Here is an 18548-nt window from a genome sequence, read left to right on the forward strand (position 1 = left end):
GCGGTGGACGCTGAGCGGCGCCGTCGCGGATGCGGGTGGCAGGGTGGGGCAGTGGATTGAGCCGAGCCCCGTGAGCGACTTGCAAGCCGCGTTGTACGAACGGCGCTTTGTCCTGCCAGGCCCTCTTGGGCCGAAGCAGGACTGCTTGCGTACGGCAAAACCGTGTGGTCCTGACCGTCGTCGCTACGGTCAAGTCTTGCGGAGGCGGCATTGGCGTCAACCGGCGCGGTGTCGGCGAATTCCGTCGGGCGAAGGGAGGCCAGAAGGAACTCGGCTCCCGGGAGAGCACGGCATAAGCCGTCCAACCACTGCGCAGGGAAGGTCGTGTGTTCGGCTTCACCTGTATGCCGCTGTGCAATTCTTTTTGCGCTACCCGCGCACAGCGGACCGTGGGTGCGAGGTCAGCACCCGGCCTTCCCTGCGCCCTTTGTTTGAAGGGCGAGAAGCGGAAGCAAAACTCGGGCGGATTGCGCCGCGAGAAGGCGAAGGCGTATCTGCTGTTTGAGATGTGAGTTGGGGAGCGATGGCCTCACCCCTTGCTCCGTCATTGCGAGCGCAGCGAAGCAATCCAGTCTGCCGCCGCGGAGGAAATCTGGATTGCCTCGCTGCGCTGGCCCCTGATAGTCAGTTGCGTGACGGCAAGGAGACGCTCATGAGTCAAACGGAAAAACCGCTCCACACGGCCCGGACACCGACGTCACCGTCGACCTGATCTGACGATTCCGACAACCATCAACGAGGCAAGAGATCATGACACAGATTGTCGACCAGCATCGCCGCCAGTTCCTCGGCGTCGCCGCCGGGACCGTTGCTATCGGCCTCGGTGTGATCGACCTTGCACGCGCCGAAACGGAGACGACGCCATCGTCCGCAACCGGCGCATCTTTCGGCACGATCAAGCAGATCAATGCCGGCGTCCTCAATGTCGGCTACGCCGAAGCCGGTCCCGCGACCGGCCCGGTGGCGATCCTGCTCCACGGCTGGCCCTACGACATCCACAGCTTCGTCGATGTCGCGCCGATCCTGGCGCAGGCCGGCTATCGCGTCGTCATCCCCTATTTGCGCGGCTATGGCTCGACGCATTTTCTCTCCGCCCAGACGCTGCGCAACGGCGAGCCGGCCGCGCTCGCCGTCGACATCATCGCATTGATGGATGCGCTCGACATCAAGAAGGCGGTCGTTGCCGGCTTCGACTGGGGCGCGCGCACCGCCGATATCATTGCGGCGCTGTGGCCGGAGCGCTGTCGCGCGCTGGTCTCGGTCAGCGGTTATCTGATCTCGAGCCAGGCTGCCGGCAACGCGCCGCTGCCGCCTGCGGCCGAGCTGCAATGGTGGTATCAGTTCTATTTCGCGACCGAGCGCGGCCGCGCCGGCTACGAGAAGTACACGCATGATTTCGCAAAGCTGATCTGGAAGCTGGCCTCGCCGCAGTGGAAATTCGACGACGCCACCTTCGATCGCAGTGCGAAGGCCTTCGAGAACAAGGATCACGTCGCGATCACGATCCACAATTACCGCTGGCGGCTCGGCCTCGCCAAGGGCGAGGCGAAGTACGAGGAGATCGAAAAGAAGCTTGCGGCAACTCCTGTTATCAACGTGCCGACGATCACGATGGAGGGCGACGCCAACGGCGCGCCGCACCCCGATCCCAGCGCTTACGCCAAGAGATTCTCCGGCCGCTACGATTATCGCCTGATCACCGGCGGCATCGGTCACAATTTGCCGCAGGAAGCACCGCAAGCCTTTGCCAAGGCCGTCATCGATGCCGACGGCGGTGCGTGAGCGCTCATTCGACACCAATCCCAGCTTGAGCTCGAGACGTCGCGCGGGCTCAGCGGATCGACCGGCTGCTGACCCCGGATTTTACTCCGCGGCCACCATCTGCTGCGTCCGCCATTGCCCGAGCAAGGCACGCAGCGAGGCCGGCTTCACCGGCTTGTTCAGCACCGCGATCCTCTCGTCGCGTGCGGCCATCTGCACGGCAGGGCTGCGATCGGCGGTAATCAGGATCGCGGGGATGGTGTCGCCGAAGCGGCGGCGGATGTCGCGGATCGCGGCGACGCCATTGCCGCGGTCGAGGTGATAGTCGACGAGCAGGCCGGTGACGCGCCGGCCGGCCGCTTCGATCGCGGCGATCGCGCCTTCGGGATCGGCGACCGCGATCACCTCCGCGCCCCAGGCCTTCAGCAGAGTCCGCATGCCGTCGAGGATCGCGGCGTCGTTCTCGATGCAGACGATCAGCGCGCCTGCGATTGGTGTGCGCGCCAGCGGCGTTGCGCTGGTCACCGCCGCGGTGAGCGTCACGGCCTTCGCGGTCGGGACCGTCACGGAGAACAACGAGCCGCCGCTCGTATTGGCGTCGATGGCGATGCCGTGGTTGAGCACGCGCGCCAGCCGCTCGACGATCGAGAGACCCAGCCCCAGCCCGCGCGCGATCCGCGCGCCTTGCTCGAGACGGTGGAATTCCTTGAAGATCTCGCCGCGCTTGACCGTGGGGATGCCGACGCCGGTGTCGTAGACGCAGATCTTGAGCGAGGGGCCGTGGCGGCGGCAACCGACCAGCACGCGTCCGCGCGGGGTGTACTTGATCGCGTTCGAGATCAAATTCTGCAACAGCCGCCGCAGCAGCAGCCGGTCCGACTCGACCGGGAGCGAGCAGGGCACGAAGGTGAGATCGAGGCCCTTGGCGCGGGCGATCGGTGCGAACTCGATCTCCAGCGAGCGCATCAGATCGGCCATCTTGAAGCTCGATATCGAGGTCGTCATCGCGCCGGCATCGAGCCTGGAGATATCGAGCAGCGCGCCGAGGATTTCCTCGATGGCTTGCAGCGATTCGTCGATGTTCTCGACCAGCCGCGTCTCCTCGCCACTGTGCTGGCGCTCGACCAGGCTCGTGACATAGAGCCGCGCTGCGTTCAGCGGCTGGAGAATGTCGTGGCTGGCGGCGGCGAGGAAGCGCGTCTTGGAGATGCTGGCGTCCTCCGCGCTGCTCTTGGCGAGCGCGAGCTCGGAGTTCAACCGCGTCAGCTCCTCGGTGCGGTCGCGCACGCGCTTCTCCAGCGTCGCGTTGGCACGCTCCAGCGCTTCCGCCGCCTCGAAGGTCGGCGTGACGTCGGTGAAGGTGATGACGAAGCCGCCGCCGGGCATGCGGTTGGTGAGCACCTCGATCACCATGTGGCGTTCCGGCAGGCGTTCGAGATAGGGCTCGCTGTCGGTGGTGTAGGCCACGAGCCGCTGCTCGATCATCGCCTCGCGGTCAGCCTCATTGGCGGGGTCGCTCACGCCCATGAACTCCAGGATCTCGCGGAGCGGCGTGCCGAACTGGATGAAATGCGGGGGCACGTTGAGCAGATCGCCGAACTGCCGGTTGGAGCAGATCAGCTGCAAGTCGGCGTCGAACACCGCGATGCCCTGGCGCACATGGTTGAGCGCGGTCTGCAGGATCTCGCGGTTGAAATGCAGTGCCGCATGGGAATCGTCGAGCAGCTTCAGCGCGGCTTTCGCGGAGACCGTACGCTTGCGCAGCAGCAGCGACATCACGAGGCGTGAGGACGCAGCCCCGATCGAAGAGGCGATCAGATGCTCGGCGTGCTGCAGCAGCTCGAAATCGGCTGGTGCGCCGGATTCCAGCCGCATGTTGCGCCGTGCCGAGAACGCCTCGAACGATTGCCGGGCGCGATCGGGCCCGAGATATTGCGCGACCGTGGTCTGGATGTCCTGCACCGTGATGGTGGTGCGCCAGCGGCGGAAATTCGGGGCGATGGGCGCGAGCGTGTTGGGCACGAACAGGTCGGCCTGCACCAGCTCGATGGACGAGGGTTGCCGCGCCAGCGACAGCAGCACGTAGGTGAGGATGTTGAGCGAGAGCGACCAGACCACGCCATGCATCAGCGGCGGCAGGTCGGCGCCGAACAGCGCCTGCGGCCGCAGCGCCTCGATGCCGAACGGGCCGTGCTGGAGCAGCATAATGCCCGCGGTCGAGGAATCCATGAAGCTCGGTACGAACAGTGTGTAGAGCCATAGGGCGAAGCCGACCATCATGCCGCCGATGGCGCCGCGAGCGGTGGCGCGCCGCCACAACAGGCCGCCGAAGAAGGCGGGCGCGAGTTGTGCGATGGCGGCAAAGGACAGCAGGCCGATCGCCGCGAGCTGGGTGTTGCCCAGCGCGCGATAGTAGAAATAGGCCATCACCATGATGGCGAAAATCGCAAGCCGCCGTGAGCGCAGCAGGAAGTCGCCGAAATCGGTGGCGCCGGCACGGCCGTCGGGCCGCCTCTTGAGCACCAGCGGCACCACGAGATCGTTGGAGACCATGATGGATAGCGCAACGCACTCGACAATCACCATCGCGGTTGCCGCCGACAGGCCGCCGACGAAGACGGCGACGCTGAGCAGTCCCGCGCCGCCCTCCATCGGCAATGCCAGCACGTACATATCAGGGTCGACTGCGCCGAACGGGAAGGTGACGAGGCCGGCGAGCGCGATCGGGATCACGAACACATTGATGGCGACGAGATAGAGCGGGAACAGCCAGCGGGCGCGGCTGACCTCGGCATCCGAGGAGTTCTCCACCACGCTGACATGGAACTGGCGCGGCAGCAGCATGATCGCGCACAGCGACAGCAGCGTCATCGTGAGAAAGTTGCCGATCGACGGCGAATAGTCGATGGCGCGCACCGCCTCCGGCGTCTTCATCGCGCGCTCGATCAATTCGTGCGGCGAGAACATCCAGAAAGTGACGAAGATGCCGGCGGCGAGGAAGGCGACCAGCTTGATGATGGATTCGGTCGCGACCGCCAGCATCAGGCCGTGCTGATGCTCGGTGGCGTCGGTCTGCCGGGTGCCGAACAGCACCGCGAAGGCTGCCATCGCCAGCGTCACCATCAGCGCCATGTCGCCGAGGATCGGGATGTGGGAGAACGCCTGGTCCTCGCTCAGGATGACTTCGAGCGAGGAGGCGACCGCCTTGAGCTGGAGGGCGATGTAGGGCACCGAGCCGATGATCGCGATCAGCGCCACGGTGGCCGCCACCGCCTGGCTCTTGCCGTAGCGCGCGCCGATGAAGTCGGCGATCGAGGTGATGTTGTGCGCCTTCGCAAGCTGGATCACGCGGCGGAGCACGCCGGCGCCGAGACCGATCATCAGGATCGGGCCGACATAGATCGCGAGGAAGTCGGTCGAGGTGCGGGTGGCAAAGCCGACCGAGCCGAAGAAGGTCCAGGACGTGCAGTAGATCGCCAGCGACAGCGGGTAGATCAGCCCGGACGCGCGGCCGCGGCCGGCCGGCGAGCGGCGGTCGCCATGGCTCGCCACCAGGAAGAGGAAGCCGATGTAGCCGAACGCGGCAGCGATCACGCCCCAGTCGTGCAGCATGGCGAGCGTGCTTCTCCCATGGCGCGGTAGCGCCCGATCTCATTTTCCCTGCAAATCTAGCGCGTTGGGCAGCCAGAGGCGACAGCGAAATGCCGGGTGGCGGCGGGAACTGAGGTTGTCGTTAAGTCGCGGGGTGAGCTGCTTGCGCTGCCTCGCCCCGCTTGCGGGGAGAGGGTGGGGTGAGGGGGGCTCTCCGCGGGGACGGTCAGAGTTGGACTCGCGGAGACTCCCCCTCACCCGGATCGCATCTGGCGATGCGATCCGGCCTCTCCCCGCAAGCGGGGAGAGGCAAAGGGGAGCGAGCCTACTCCGCCGCCATCGACTTCTCGCGCAGCGGCAGATCCAGGCGGTCCCACACCTGCAGCAGCGCTTCGGCGAGCTGGTCGATCAGGCCGTCGTCATGATAGGGCGAGGGCGTGATGCGCAGGCGCTCGGTGCCCTTGGCGACGGTCGGATAGTTGATCGGCTGGATGTAGATGCCGTGATCCTCGAGCAGCATATCCGAGGCCCGCTTGCACTTCTCGGCATCGCCGATGAACAGCGGCACGATATGGGTGTCGTTCGACATCACCGGCAGGCCGGCGGCATTGAGGATCGCCTTGACGCGGGCGGCGCGATCCTGGTGGCGCTCGCGCTCCCAGCTCGAGGTCTTCAGATGCTTGATCGCGGCGGTCGCGGCCGAGCAGATCGCCGGCGGCAGCGCGGTGGTGAAGATGAAGCCCGGGGCATAGGAGCGCACCGCATCGATGATCTGGCCGTTGGCCGCGATATAGCCGCCGAGGCAGCCGAACGCCTTGGCCAGCGTGCCTTCGAGGATGTCGATGCGATGCATGACGCCGTCACGCTCGGCAATGCCGCCGCCGCGCGGGCCGTACATGCCGACGGCGTGAACCTCGTCGACATAGGTCATCGCGCCGTACTTCTCGGCGAGGTCGCAGATCTTTGCGAGCGGGGCGACGTCGCCGTCCATGGAATAGAGGCTCTCGCAGGCGATCAGCTTCGGCCGGTTCGGACCGGCGGCCTTCAGGAGCGCTTCGAGGTCGCCGAGATCGTTGTGGCGGAACACTTGCCGCTCGCAGCCGGACTGGCGGATGCCCTCGATCATCGAATTGTGGTTGAGCTCGTCCGACAGGATCAGGCAGTTCGGAATGAGCTTTGCGATGGTGGCGATGCCGGTCTGGTTCGAGACGTAACCCGAGGTGAACAGCAGCGCGGCTTCCTTGCCGTGGAGGTCGGCGAGCTCGGCCTCGAGCTGCACCAGCGGATGATGCGTGCCGGCGATGTTGCGGGTGCCGCCTGCACCGGTGCCGACGCGGGTTGCGGTCTCGACCATGGCGCCGACCACCTTCGGGTGCTGGCCCATGCCGAGGTAATCGTTGGAGCACCAGATCACGACGTCGCGCTTGCCCTTCGGCGAGTGCCAGAGCGCATGCGGGAACCGGCCGGCGATACGCTCGAGGTCGGCGAACACGCGGTAGCGCCGCTCGGTGTGGAGGCGATCGAGGGCGGAACTGAAGAACTGGGCGTAATCCATCGGTGCAACCTGAGACGGAACTGACCAAAAGGGCGCATCTACTTAGAGCTTTTCCAACTCTAGTGTCTATGCGCTATCCCACATTTGGGCGTGACGGGCATTTGGGCAAAATGCCCTATCATGCGATTTGAAGCTTGATCCCGATCAAGTCCGCGCGACCTTTGATGCTGCTCTGCAGCATCCGGCTGCTCCCTCGCCCCGCTTGCGGGGAGAGGGTGGGGTGAGGGGGGTCTCCACGGGGACGGTGAGAATTGGACGCGCGGAGAGTCCCCCTCACCCGCCGCGCATTCGCGCGTCGGCCTCTCCCCGCAAGCGGGGCGAGGCTGTGACACCGCTCACGTCGTCCTGAACTGGAGCACGCCGTCTCTGGTCTCGGCGGTCAGCCGGCCCTCGACAATCATATAGTTGACGTGGGCGACGAGCTCGCCGGCGGCGAAGCCCATCTGGTGCTCGTCCAGCACGTGCTTGTTGAACACCACAGGCACCAGGGCGCGTGAGGTCTGCGGCACCTCGCGGCAGGCTTCCGCGATCAGGCGGCAGCGCTCCTCGTGGTGATCGGCGAGCTGCTTGATGCGGGTCTTCAATCCGTAGAACGGCACGCCATGGCCGGGCAGCACCAGCAGATCATAGGGCAGGGTGGTGGTGAGGCTCGCAAGCGAGGCCAGATATTCGCCGAGCGAATTCTGGTCGGGCTCGACCGCCCACACGCTGACATTGGGCGAGATCTTGCTCAGCACCTGGTCGGCGGAGAGGAACAGCTTGTCGTCTGCGCAATACAGCATCACCTGGTCGAGCGCATGCCCGCCGCCGGTGATCACCTTGAAGCGGCGCGAGCCGATCACGACCTCGTCGCCATGCGAGATGCGGCGGTAGGACGGCGGCAGCACCGAAACGCGCTTGAGATAGTCCTGGCCGCGGCCGAGCAGCTTTTCGGTGAGCGATTCATCCATGCCGTGACGGCGGAAGAACAGCCGCTGCGCTTCGCGCCGCTCTTCGGTGCCGCGGTTCTGGTGATAGACCGATTGCAGATATTCGACCTGCGACATCACCAGCGGACAGTTGAACCGCTCGACGATCCACCCGGCGAGGCCGACATGATCGGGGTGCGAGTGGGTGACGATGAGACGCGTGATGTGGACGCCCTTCAGCGGCCCTTCGAACAGTTTTGTCCAGGCCTCGATCGTCTCCTCGTTGCCGAAGCCGGCATCGACCATCGCATAGCCGTCGCCATCGGCGAGCAGATAGATGTTCACATGGTTGAGGCGGAACGGCAGCTTCAGCCGTGCCCACAACACGCCGGGCCTGACTTCCACGACCTCTTCGGGGCCGGGATGCTGTTCCCAGGGATAGCGTAGGGCCTCGGCGGAGGACGGCACGGTGTCGGTTTTTGCGTTCATGCTATCCGCTTAAACCCAGCGCGGGCGGGGCGCCAGCCGAAAAAGAACCCGCGGCCCGTCCGCATGGCGGTCATTCCGCGCGGTTTTCCGTAGCCCGGATTACGGGCTCGATCCGGGCTAAGGGACGGCGTCCTTACGCCGCCCGCATGTTGTTGAGGAACGCGTCGATCTCTCCGCGCAGCATATCGGCTTCGCGGCGGAGGGCGTCCGATGCACTCAGCACTTCGGTGGCCGCGGCGCCGGCCTCGGCCGAAGCGGTGGAGACGCCGACGATGTTGCTGGAGACCTCACTGGTGCCGCCGGCCGCATGCTGGATGTTGCGGGCGATCTCGCGGGTCGCAGCGCCCTGTTCCTCGACCGCAGCCGCGATCGTCGTGGTGACGTTGTCGATCTCGCCGATGATCCGGCCGATGCCCTGGATGGCGCCGACGGCGGAGGTCGTGACCTGCTGCATGCTGGCGATCTGGGTGCGGATCTCCTCCGTCGCCTTTGCGGTCTGGCTGGCGAGGCTCTTTACCTCGGAGGCGACCACCGCAAAGCCGCGGCCTGCCTCGCCCGCGCGCGCCGCCTCGATGGTGGCGTTGAGCGCGAGCAGATTGGTCTGCGACGCAATCGTCTGGATCAGGTCGACCACGACGCTGATGCGGCTTGCGCTGTCGGCAAGGCTCTGCACGGTGGCGTCGGTGGCGCCGGCCTCGTCGACCGCCTTCTTGGCGATCGCGGCCGAGGTCACGACCTGCTTGCTGATCTCCTCGATCGAGGACGACAGCTGCTCGGTGCCTGACGATACGGTCTGCACGTTGACCGAGGTCTCCTCGGCCGCGGAGGCGACTGCGTTCACCAGCGCGTTGGACTGATCCGCGGTGTTGGACATGCTCTGCGCGGTCGACTGCATCGAATTGGCCGATTGCGCGAGATTGTCGAGCGCGGTGCGCACCGTGCCCTCGAACTCCGCGATCTTCGCCTCCATTTGCGCCGCGCGCTCGGCCTTGATGACACGATCCTTGTCCTGCTCGCTCGCAAGAGCCCGGGCTTCGATCATGCTGTCGCGGAACACCGTCAGCGTTTCCTTCATCGCGCCGATCTCGTCGTTCTGACGGGAGCGGACGATCTCGGTGTCGAGGTCGCCGGCCGAGAGCAGCTGCATGGCGCGCTGAAGCTCACGGATGCGGCGCAGGATGTTGCGGCCGACATAGAGCCAGACGAACAGCGCCGAGCCGATCAGGGTGAGCCCGCCCAGGGCCAGCATTGCGGTGGTGGCGAGCGAGATCTCCTGGCGCGCCTGGAAGGTCGACGCATTGGTCTCCTTCTGCACGCCGTCGACGAGCTGCTGCACGCTGATGCCGAGACCGACATTGAGCTTGCGGGTCTCGTCCAGGATGGTCTGGCCGTAGTCGATGGCGTCGAGCTCCTTCTGGCGAATCTTGAACACGCCGGTCTTGCCCTCGCCGAACGTCTGCAATTTCTGCATTGCGACCTTCACCGCAGTGGTTGCGGGAGTGTCGGGCAGGTCCTCCAGGTTCCACTTGACGCGGTCGCGGACCGCCTTGAATTCGTGTTCGATCGTCTCCAGCGTATCGCTGGAGTTGGCGGACAAGGCGGCCATCATGTCAGCGGCCATCAGATTTCCGTTGGCAAGCACCGTGCTGATCTGACCGACGGAGCGGACGGCCTCCATGGCGTCGTCTGCCGACACGTTTGTCGATGCCAGGATTGCGCTCAGCCGTGTCTGGGTATCCAGCATTGCGGGGTTGGCAGCGCCGACGAAGGCGAGCTGCGCCTTGCGCAGCGCCTCATATTGCTTGTTATGCAGCGCAATCGTGTCGAGACGCTCCTTCGCCGCCGACACCAGGCTCTTGGTGGCTTCATCGATGCTCTTGACGGTTTCGCCGAGCGCGCTGGCGACCTGCTTGTCGGCGCCGAGCTCGATGATCTCGCCGAGCTTGGCCATCGCGAGGTGCTGGATGTCCTCCACGTTCTTGGTGCGCTCGTTCAGCGCATCATCACTTGGAGATGCGAGCAGGCCCGGTCCTTGCGCTGCCAGCGTCGCGCTCTGCGAGGAGAGCTGCAGGCTCGCGGACAGGCGCGGGATGTCGCGACCGCTCAGATCCATCATGGTGGTGCCGAGATGGTTGAACACGAAGCCGGCGCCGGCGGCGATCACGAGGCCCATGCCCGCGATCACGGCAAAGGCCGCAAACAGGCTGCCGCGCAGGCCCCATTTCGGCATTTTGAAACGCGGCTTCAATCGGCCCAAGCTCAGACGGATCGCCATCGAAAATTCCCCCACGCCCGTAATCTCTTATTTTCGCTGCGCAGTATCCTCGGCGCGGGTTAAAAAATCGCAAGTTGCACAATTGCTTGGCACGCTTGGCAAGTTCCGCAGAGCGAAAAAGGAAGGGCCGGCAGCGGTGCCGGCCCTCGATAGCGAAGGGATTTTTTGAAGGCGCGATCAGTAGCGCGCGACCATCGGGCTCGCCCAGTTGAAGCGGTAGTTGAGGCCGGCCTTGAAGGTGTGGTCGTCGGTAGTGAAGTTGCCGGTGCCGACCAGCGGACCCGCGGTGAAGTGCGCGTCGCCGAAATTGTAATACTGGTACTCGGCCTTGGCCGACCAGTTCGGCGCGAACATGTACTCGAGGCCGGCGCCGACGGTGTAGCCGTTGCGGTGATCGCCGGCGATGATGAAGCCGGTCGGCACGCCGCCGATCGTCACCTTCTCGTTGTTGTCCGAATAGGCGTAGCCGCCCTTCACGTAGAGCAGGCCCGGGCCCCAGGTGTAGCCGACGCGGCCGGTGATCGAGCCGAGGCCGCGCTGGTCGTTGGTGTAGGCCACGCCGCCCGGGAACACTGCGCCGACATTGCCGGAGAGCCAGGAATACTGAGCTTCAGCACCGATCACCCAGCTCGGGTTGAACTGCCAGTCTGCACCAGCCTGCAGACCACCGAGGAAACGGCCGTTGCCGTTGTTGCCGGTGGAGAGGCCGTTGAAATTGTTGTCGCTGGAGAACGCGCCGCCGATATGCGCGCCGATATAGAAGCCGGTCCAGTTGTAGATCGGCGCGGCATAGGCCGGCGCAGCCTTGCTGTAATAGGGGCGGGCGCCGAGATCGGCACCGATCGCCGGCGCAGCCGCGCCCACCACGAGCAGCGCCACGGTCGCAAACAGAATCTTCTTCATAGTCCAAACTCCAGCACTTATGTTCCCGGCAGGCGCGCTTTCCGCGCCGTCGTTGGTTTTGCAGATAGCTGGCTTTTGACGAAAATGCTGTCACATGCATGGCACATCGGCGCCCAACCTAACTTATTGGGCGCTAAATGATTTTCGTGATTAATGCCGGCTTAAGAAGTGGTGAAGGAAGGCTTAATCCGAGCGCCGTCCGGTAACCTGCACGCGCGTCTTGTTAACCAAGACGCCGCAGCACCTCGTCGCGCATCTGCGCGCGGAAGGCCGCGCGCTTCGCTGGTCGGTCCTCCACGCGCACGTCGTGGCGATCGAAGATGTCGAACTTCTCCAGGATCGGATAGCGCTCGCTTGCCATCGCGAGCACGCGCAGCACCTTGGTCGCGGCCAGCGTCGGCCCGCTCACCTCCCAACGCCGGATCGTGTCGGCACCGCCCTTCTCCGGCAAGGCACACAGTTTCGCCATGTCGACCGCGGTGAGCTCGCGCTCTATGGCGTCGGAAAGGTCGGCGCGGAGTTGCTTCAATTCGGGGCCGGTCATGCTGCTCGCATTCGGGAGACTGCTGAAGCCAATGCACTAATGCTGATTCGGGTCCATCCGAAGGCAGCCATGGTCGTTCGGCGTGCCGGCCCAGGCGGCGCTGATTGTGCGGCGTCATGGCGCTACGGCACGTTTCCGCGCACACGGAGTTATGAACGGGGGCCTATGGGAATTCTTTGATGAATGAACATATGGCGCAGCAGGCGCGGAGCGAATGAAGGGATCAGTCATGACAACGACCAGGCTCGTCATAGCCGCACTCATCACGACCGGACTGCTTGCCGCGCCGTTCGCGGCTGAAGCGAAAAAGCACAGGTCGAGCCGACATTATGCCACGGGCGTGATGGCACCGACCAATAGCGGCCCCGGAGCGACTGCGGCGCAGCCGAGGACCTATTATGGGACATCCGGCCAGTCTGTCGGGACGGTGACGGCACCCTCGATCGGGACATATAACTGGCCGTCGGTCGGCGTCACCAACGCAGCCCCGACCTGGAGCAACACCAATCCGCCGATGCGATAGGGCCTGACTGCCGCGCGCGTCAGCCTTCCGCGCCGCGCGTTGCCTGATCAAGCCCAGCAACGGGAGTATCATTTGAGAGCGGCGCTAGGTGCCTCTGCCGCCCTGTTGACCCATCACGCAGCGCCATCCCGCCAGCCGCTCGGCCGGATGCTGGTTCATCCATTCGGCAAGCTGCGGTGCGCCCATCATGCAGGACCGCATCGAGATCTCGGCGAGGTCAGACGTGGTGACAATCTGCTCGTGGCAATTTCCCGGAGTCGAGAGACTGCAGAGCACTGCGATGATCTTGATCACGAGAGGCTACTCACGCCGTCGCGGCCGATCGCCGCCTTGTCCTGCCGCTCGCTTACCGGATCAGCCGGCGGGAAGATGCTGTCATAGATCGCGCGTGCTTCCTGGATGAGGCGAACGCGTTCGCGCTCGGATTTTGAAACGAACTGAATAACCTGGCCCATGTCGGCTCCAAATCTATCGGCAAATCCACCATGAGATGATGGAGATCATTCCAATTCGATGTAGGAGGCCGTCTCCAGCTTTGAAGCTGCGCGGGCGGTCACGAGGAATAAAAAGCGCGTGACTGCGTCGGCGCTGCGGATTCGGTTCGATTCGGTCCAATTGTCCGGAGCCGAACCGAATACCGTCCGCGTCACGCTGCCGGCGCGCGCTCCTTCTGCCCCGGCACCGCCGCGAGCAGCTCGCGCGTATAGGGATGCTCGGGCGCGGCGAAGAGCTGCGCGGTCGGCTTCAGCTCGACGATGACGCCACGCTGCATCACCGCTATGCGGTCGCAGATCTGGGCGGCGACGCGGAGATCGTGGGTGATGAACAGCATCGAGAGCCCAAGGCGCGCCTTGAGGTCTTCGAGCAGCCTCAGCACCTGCGCCTGCACCGAGACGTCGAGTGCGGAGACGGCTTCGTCGGCGACGATGATCTCGGGTTCGAGCGCGAGCGCGCGCGCAATGCCGATGCGCTGGCGCTGGCCGCCGGAGAATTCATGCGGATAGCGCTCGAGCGCCCCGGCGTCCAGGCCGACCATCTTGAGGAGATCGCGAGCGCGGTCGAATGCGGCCTTCGAATCAGCGCCGGCCGCGATCGGGCCGTCGGCGATGATGTGGCCGATCTTGCGGCGCGGGTTGAGCGAAGCGAACGGATCCTGAAAGATCATCTGGATGCGATGGCGTTCGGCGCGCAGCGCCTTGCCTGAGAGTTGCGTGAGATCGGTGTCGCCGATCCGCACCGTGCCGCGATCGGCCTCGATCAACCGCATCACCAGCCGCGCCACCGACGATTTGCCGGAGCCGGATTCGCCAACGAGGCCGAGCGTCTCGCCCTTGAGGATGTTGAAGTTCACCGCGCGCGCGGCATCGACGCGACGGTCTTCGCGAAACCAGCCGCCCGAGGTGACGTAGGTCTTGTCGAGCCCGATCACTTCGACGGCTCGGGCCTGATCGTCGAGGGGCGCGCGCGCCGGCGGGTGCATCGACGGCACGGCGGCGAGCAGTGCCTTGGTGTAATCGTGCTTTGGCTCGTTGAAGACGGTCGCGGCGGGGCCTTCCTCCACGACCTTGCCATGCCGGAGCACCACGACCTGGTCGGCGATATCGGCGACGACACCAAAGTCATGAGTGATGAACATCACCGCCATGTTGCGGCTGCGCTGGAGATTGCGGATCAGTTTCAGGATCTGTGCCTGCGTCGTGACATCGAGCGCGGTGGTCGGCTCGTCGGCGACCAGCACGGCCGGCTCGAGCGCGAGCGCCATCGCGATCATGGCGCGCTGGCGCTGGCCGCCGGAGAGCTGGTGCGGATAGGCGCGCACGATGCGCTCGGGGTCGGGCAGGCCGACCTCGCGCGCCAGCGACAGCGCCTTCGCGCGTCGCTCTCTCGGCGTGAGCAGGCCGTGGGCCTCGAACATCTCCGCCATCTGATCGCCGATCCGCATCAAAGGATTGAGCGCGGTCATCGGCTCCTGAAAGATCATCGCGAGACGACGGCCGCGCAGGTCGCGCCACCTGTCATCGTCGAGCTTGAGCAGGTCGCGGCCTTCGAACTGGATCTCGCCGGAGGTGACGCTCACCGTATCCGGCAGCAGCCCCATCAGCGCATGCGCGCACATCGACTTGCCGGAGCCGGACTCGCCGACCACGCAGACGATCTTGCCGGGTCGCAAATCCAGCGAGACGCCGTCGACGGCGAAGGGACGCTCGGCGCCCTTGGGCAGCGCGATCCGCAAGTTCTTGATGGAGACGGCGGGCGGGGCGGTCATCATCAGCGTCCATCCCGCGACAGGCGCGGATTGAGCGCGTCGTTGAGGCCTTCGCCAATCAGGTTGAGCCCGAGCACCGAGATCAGGATCGCGACGCCGGGAAATACCGTGATCCACCAGGCCTGGCGGATCACGGTGCGGCCGGCGCCGACCATGTAGCCCCAGGAGATCAGATTGGGGTCGCCCAACCCGAGGAAGGACAGCGAGGATTCCAGCAGGATCGCGGTTGCCACCATAAGCGAGGCCAGCACGATCACCGGCGACAGCGCGTTGGGCAGAATCTCGCGCAGGATGATCCAGGTGTTGCTCTGTCCGGTGACCACGGCGGCCTGGACATATTCGCGCGTGCGCAGCGACAGCACCTCGCCGCGGACAAGGCGCGCGACAGGCGGCCAGCTCACCACTGCGATCGAGGCCACGATCGAGTAGATCGACGGCTGCAGGATTGCCACCAGCACGATCGCGAGCGCGAAGCTCGGAATGGTCTGGAAGAACTCGGTGAAGCGCATCAGCGCGTCATCGACCTTGCCGCCGAAATAGCCGGCCATGGCGCCGATCGGCACGCCGACGACCAGTGCGACCAGCGTCGAGACGAGACCGACCAGCAGCGAGACGCGTGCGCCAAAGATCATGCCGGCGAATACGTCGCGGCCAAGTGCGTCGGTGCCCAGCGGTACGGTCGCGAGCGTGAACGGCGGCAGGAACGGCCGTTGCACCATGCGCCAGGGCGAGTTCGGGAACAGCAACGGCCCGAACACCGCAATCGAGATCGCAAGCAGCAGGATGACGAGCCCGATGACGCCGCTCGGGCTCTTCAGCATCGATTTCCAGAACTGTTTCATGCGGCGAATTCGATGCGTGGGTCGACCAGGCGATAGACCAGGTCGGTGATGAGGTTGAAGATCAGCACCATGACCGAGCAGGTCACGAACACGCCGAGCAGCAGATTGTAGTCACGCTGCAGCAGCGCGTCGTACATCAGACGCCCGATGCCGGGCCAAGCGAATACGGTCTCCGTGATGACGGCGCCGCCGATCAGTGTGCCGGCATGGACGCCGGCGAGCGTGACGACGGGGAGCAGCGCGTTGCGCAGCACATGGCGGCGCTGGATCACGGCGTCGGAAAGGCCCTTGGCGCGCGCGGTCTTGACGAAGTCGAGCCGCTTCACCTCCAGCATCGAGGCGCGCGTCATGCGGGTATAGGTCGCCATGAAGAACAGGCCGAGCGTCATCGCCGGCATGATCAGGTGCTTTGCGACATCGATGAGATGGGCGAGGCCGGTGAGGTTGGCGCCGACCGTCTCGTAACCGAAGCTCGGCAGCCAGTCGACCGCGACCGAGAACAGCAGGATTCCCATCAGCGCGACCCAGAAGATCGGCATGGCGTAGAAGATCAGCGCAAAGATGGTGATGGCGGTGTCGAGGAAGGTTCCGGCGAAGCGGGCGGCGAAAGTGCCGAACAGGACCCCGAGCGCGAGCGAGATCGCGAACGCGGTCAGCGTCAACAACAGCGTTGCCGGCAGCCGCTCCAGGATCAACTTCGACACCGGCGCCTGCTGGCGGAAGGAGAAGCCGAGGTCGAGGGTTGCGATGCCCTTGACGTAGATGAAGAGCTGCTCGGGCAGCGGCTTGTCGAGGCCGAATTTTTCCCGCAGCTGCTGGACGAAGACCTGGTCGCTGGCGCCGGCCTCGCCGGCCATCACGACCGCGGGGTCGCCGGGCGCAAGCCGGATCAGGAAGAAATTGAGGACGACGATCGCGAGCAGGACGATCACGCCCTTCACGACACGCTGAGCGACGAAAGAGAGCATCTAGGGAGTCATATCTTGTAACGTGACCTGGAGCCGCGGTGGCGGTGGGCTGCCTCGCCCTGCGTGCGGGGAGAGGGTTGGGGTGAGGGGGACTCTCCGCGAGGGTATCAGCAGTTGGACTCGTGGAGACTCCCCCTCACCCGAATGTGCGCTATGCGCACATTCGACCTCTCCCCGCACGCGGGGAGAGGTGAAGAAGAGGGCAGGACTCACTTGTCGAGCCATGCGTCCTTGAAGCCGTCATTGACCCCGATTCCGGTGGTGATCAGGTTCTTGACCTTGCAGCGCATGATGGTCGGGAATTGCAGCTCGAGCATCCAGGCCACCGGCACATCCTCGACCAGGATCTTCTGCGCCTTCTCGTAGATCTCCTTGCGCTTGGAGTCTGGCGTTGCGACCGCGCCATCGGCGAACAGCTTGTCGATCTCCGGATTGGAGTAGCCCTCGACATTGTTGAACACCTGGCCCTTGGCGATGGCGCTTGAGACGTAGTTGCGGCCGACGCCGAGTGCGGGATCGCCGTACTGGTAGAGATAGGTGAAGGCGATATCGTAATCCCAGTCGCCGATCTTCTGGTTGCCGCCGGCAACGTCGGTGGCGATCGTCTCGATGTTCATGCCGACGTCCATGAGGTTCTGCTTTACGGCTTCACCCCAGCGCTGCCAGGTCTCGCCATAGGCGAGCGGCAGCAGGCGGATCTTCTCGCCCTTGTAGCCGGCTTCCTTCAACAGCGCCTTGGCCTTGGCCGGATCGTACGGATATTTCGGCACGTCATCGGTGTAGTACTTGATGGTCGAGGCCGAGGGACCGGTTGCGACCTTGCCGAGCCCGTTCCAGATCACGTCCTTGGCGAAATCGCGGTCGATCGCATACATGATCGCCTGCCGCACCCGCTTGTCGGCGAGCGGCCCCTGGCGGTTGTTCAGCCACAGCCAGGCCAGCGGCGAGAAGAACTCCCAGCCCGCGCCGGTGACGCAAGTGTCCTTCAGCTTGGACAGCCGCGGCACGTCGAAATTCTCGACCGAGCCTCCGGGCAGCACGTCGACCTTGCCGGTCTCATAGGCCACCGAGCGCGCGGCGGCGTCGGGGATGATCTGCCAGTAGATCTCGTCGAGATAGGGTTTGCCCTTCTCGTAGTAATTCGGGTTCTTGACCAGCCGGATGAACGAGCCCTTCTGCCATTCCTTGAACATGAAGGGGCCGGTGCCGACCGGCGCGTTGTTGTAGGGATTGGTCTTCCAGTCGGTGCCGTCATAGAGATGCTTCGGCACCATCGGCATCGAGCCGACCTCGAAGATGCCGAGGAACGGGCCGAACGGCTGCTTCAGCGTGAAGACGACAGTATAATCGTCGGGCGCCTCGACCTTGTCGACCTGCGCGAGGTTGTTGCGGGCACGCGCATGGGTCTGCTTCAGCATCTCGACCGAGAACAGCACATCGGCCGCGGTGAAAGGCTTGCCGTCATGCCAGGTGACGCCCTTCCTGAGCTTGAAGGTGTAGGTCTTGGCGTCCTCGCTGACGCTCCAGCTCTCGGCGAGCTCCGGAACCGGCTCGAGCTTGGGGCTGTAGCGCAGCAAGCCCTCGAAGATGTTGCCCGATACCATCTGGGTCGGACCGTTCTGGATCATCGCAAGCATCAGGCCGGGCGGCTCGGGCTGGATCACGGCATTGATCGTGCCCCCCATTTTGGGCTCTTGCGCCAGCGCCGAGGCCGTGAGCCCGCAAGCCAGCAGGAGACCAAGCAACACTCGTTTCGACATGTCGTATCTTTCTCAAGCGAGACCAGCCGTAAACGCTTCGCAACGTCCTCGCGCGCGAAGCGACGGCCGGCCCATCCCAGTCCCCATCCACCATCGAGGCTCACATAGTCTCATTCGGCGCCGCAAGATGAAAGTCTCGACAGTGTTCGCACAAAAAATGTAC

Annotated in this window: 14 protein-coding genes; 2 read left to right on the plus strand and 12 right to left on the minus strand. The window is 64.8% G+C overall.

What is annotated here, in order from left to right; translation table 11 throughout:
* The first annotated feature begins 750 nt into the window (after window positions 1-750).
* Window positions 751-1782, plus strand: a complete 1032-nt coding sequence (locus ABID58_RS03875; protein WP_354031582.1) for an alpha/beta fold hydrolase — start codon at window positions 751-753, stop codon at window positions 1780-1782.
* Window positions 1783-1863: 81 nt separating this feature from the next.
* On the opposite strand, the gene ABID58_RS03880 is transcribed toward ABID58_RS03875, so the two are convergent.
* The 6 genes from ABID58_RS03880 to ABID58_RS03905 form a co-directional block, all read right to left on the minus strand.
* On the minus strand, window positions 1864-5373 hold the full coding sequence (locus ABID58_RS03880) for a PAS domain-containing hybrid sensor histidine kinase/response regulator (RefSeq protein ID WP_354031583.1): 3510 nt from the start codon (window positions 5371-5373) through the stop codon (window positions 1864-1866).
* A 304-nt stretch (window positions 5374-5677) separates the two neighbouring features.
* Window positions 5678-6907, minus strand: a complete 1230-nt coding sequence (hemA, locus tag ABID58_RS03885) for a 5-aminolevulinate synthase (protein WP_354031584.1) — start codon at window positions 6905-6907, stop codon at window positions 5678-5680.
* A 335-nt stretch (window positions 6908-7242) separates the two neighbouring features.
* The gene (locus ABID58_RS03890) at window positions 7243-8304 is read right to left on the minus strand and encodes an MBL fold metallo-hydrolase (protein WP_354031585.1); all 1062 of its coding nucleotides are present in this window, start codon (window positions 8302-8304) and stop codon (window positions 7243-7245) included.
* Window positions 8305-8437: 133 nt separating this feature from the next.
* On the minus strand, window positions 8438-10579 hold the full coding sequence (locus ABID58_RS03895) for a methyl-accepting chemotaxis protein (protein ID WP_354031586.1): 2142 nt from the start codon (window positions 10577-10579) through the stop codon (window positions 8438-8440).
* A gap of 177 nt (window positions 10580-10756) precedes the next feature.
* Complete coding sequence (locus ABID58_RS03900) at window positions 10757-11482, minus strand: outer membrane protein (RefSeq protein WP_354031587.1); 726 nt, start codon at window positions 11480-11482, stop codon at window positions 10757-10759.
* Between the two features lie 223 nt (window positions 11483-11705).
* On the minus strand, window positions 11706-12026 hold the full coding sequence (locus tag ABID58_RS03905; RefSeq protein ID WP_148754377.1) for a hypothetical protein: 321 nt from the start codon (window positions 12024-12026) through the stop codon (window positions 11706-11708).
* A gap of 229 nt (window positions 12027-12255) precedes the next feature.
* Between ABID58_RS03905 and ABID58_RS03910 the strand changes: the two genes are divergently transcribed.
* The gene (locus ABID58_RS03910) at window positions 12256-12549 is read left to right on the plus strand and encodes a hypothetical protein (RefSeq protein WP_187435218.1); all 294 of its coding nucleotides are present in this window, start codon (window positions 12256-12258) and stop codon (window positions 12547-12549) included.
* Between the two features lie 84 nt (window positions 12550-12633).
* On the opposite strand, the gene ABID58_RS03915 is transcribed toward ABID58_RS03910, so the two are convergent.
* The 6 genes from ABID58_RS03915 to ABID58_RS03940 form a co-directional block, all read right to left on the minus strand.
* A complete protein-coding gene (locus ABID58_RS03915) occupies window positions 12634-12843 on the minus strand; it encodes a hypothetical protein (RefSeq protein WP_148754375.1) in 210 nt (69 codons plus the stop codon).
* A complete protein-coding gene (locus ABID58_RS03920; RefSeq protein ID WP_354031588.1) occupies window positions 12840-13004 on the minus strand; it encodes a hypothetical protein in 165 nt (54 codons plus the stop codon). The genes ABID58_RS03915 and ABID58_RS03920 overlap by 4 nt, the downstream gene beginning before the upstream one ends.
* Window positions 13005-13195: 191 nt before the next feature.
* Window positions 13196-14815 carry an ABC transporter ATP-binding protein gene (locus ABID58_RS03925; protein WP_354031677.1) on the minus strand — a complete coding sequence of 540 codons (1620 nt, stop codon included), beginning with the start codon at window positions 14813-14815 and terminating at the stop codon, window positions 13196-13198.
* Between the two features lie 2 nt (window positions 14816-14817).
* Window positions 14818-15657, minus strand: coding sequence for an ABC transporter permease (locus tag ABID58_RS03930; RefSeq protein WP_354031590.1), 840 nt, complete (start codon window positions 15655-15657; stop codon window positions 14818-14820).
* On the minus strand, window positions 15654-16625 hold the full coding sequence (locus ABID58_RS03935; protein WP_354031591.1) for an ABC transporter permease: 972 nt from the start codon (window positions 16623-16625) through the stop codon (window positions 15654-15656). The genes ABID58_RS03930 and ABID58_RS03935 overlap by 4 nt, the downstream gene beginning before the upstream one ends.
* A gap of 209 nt (window positions 16626-16834) precedes the next feature.
* A complete protein-coding gene (locus ABID58_RS03940; protein ID WP_354031592.1) occupies window positions 16835-18385 on the minus strand; it encodes an ABC transporter substrate-binding protein in 1551 nt (516 codons plus the stop codon).
* Window positions 18386-18548: the final 163 nt, after the last annotated feature.

This window comes from Bradyrhizobium sp. S3.2.6, assembly GCF_040546885.1.
In the GTDB taxonomy this organism is placed as follows: Bacteria; Pseudomonadota; Alphaproteobacteria; order Rhizobiales; family Xanthobacteraceae; genus Bradyrhizobium; species Bradyrhizobium cytisi.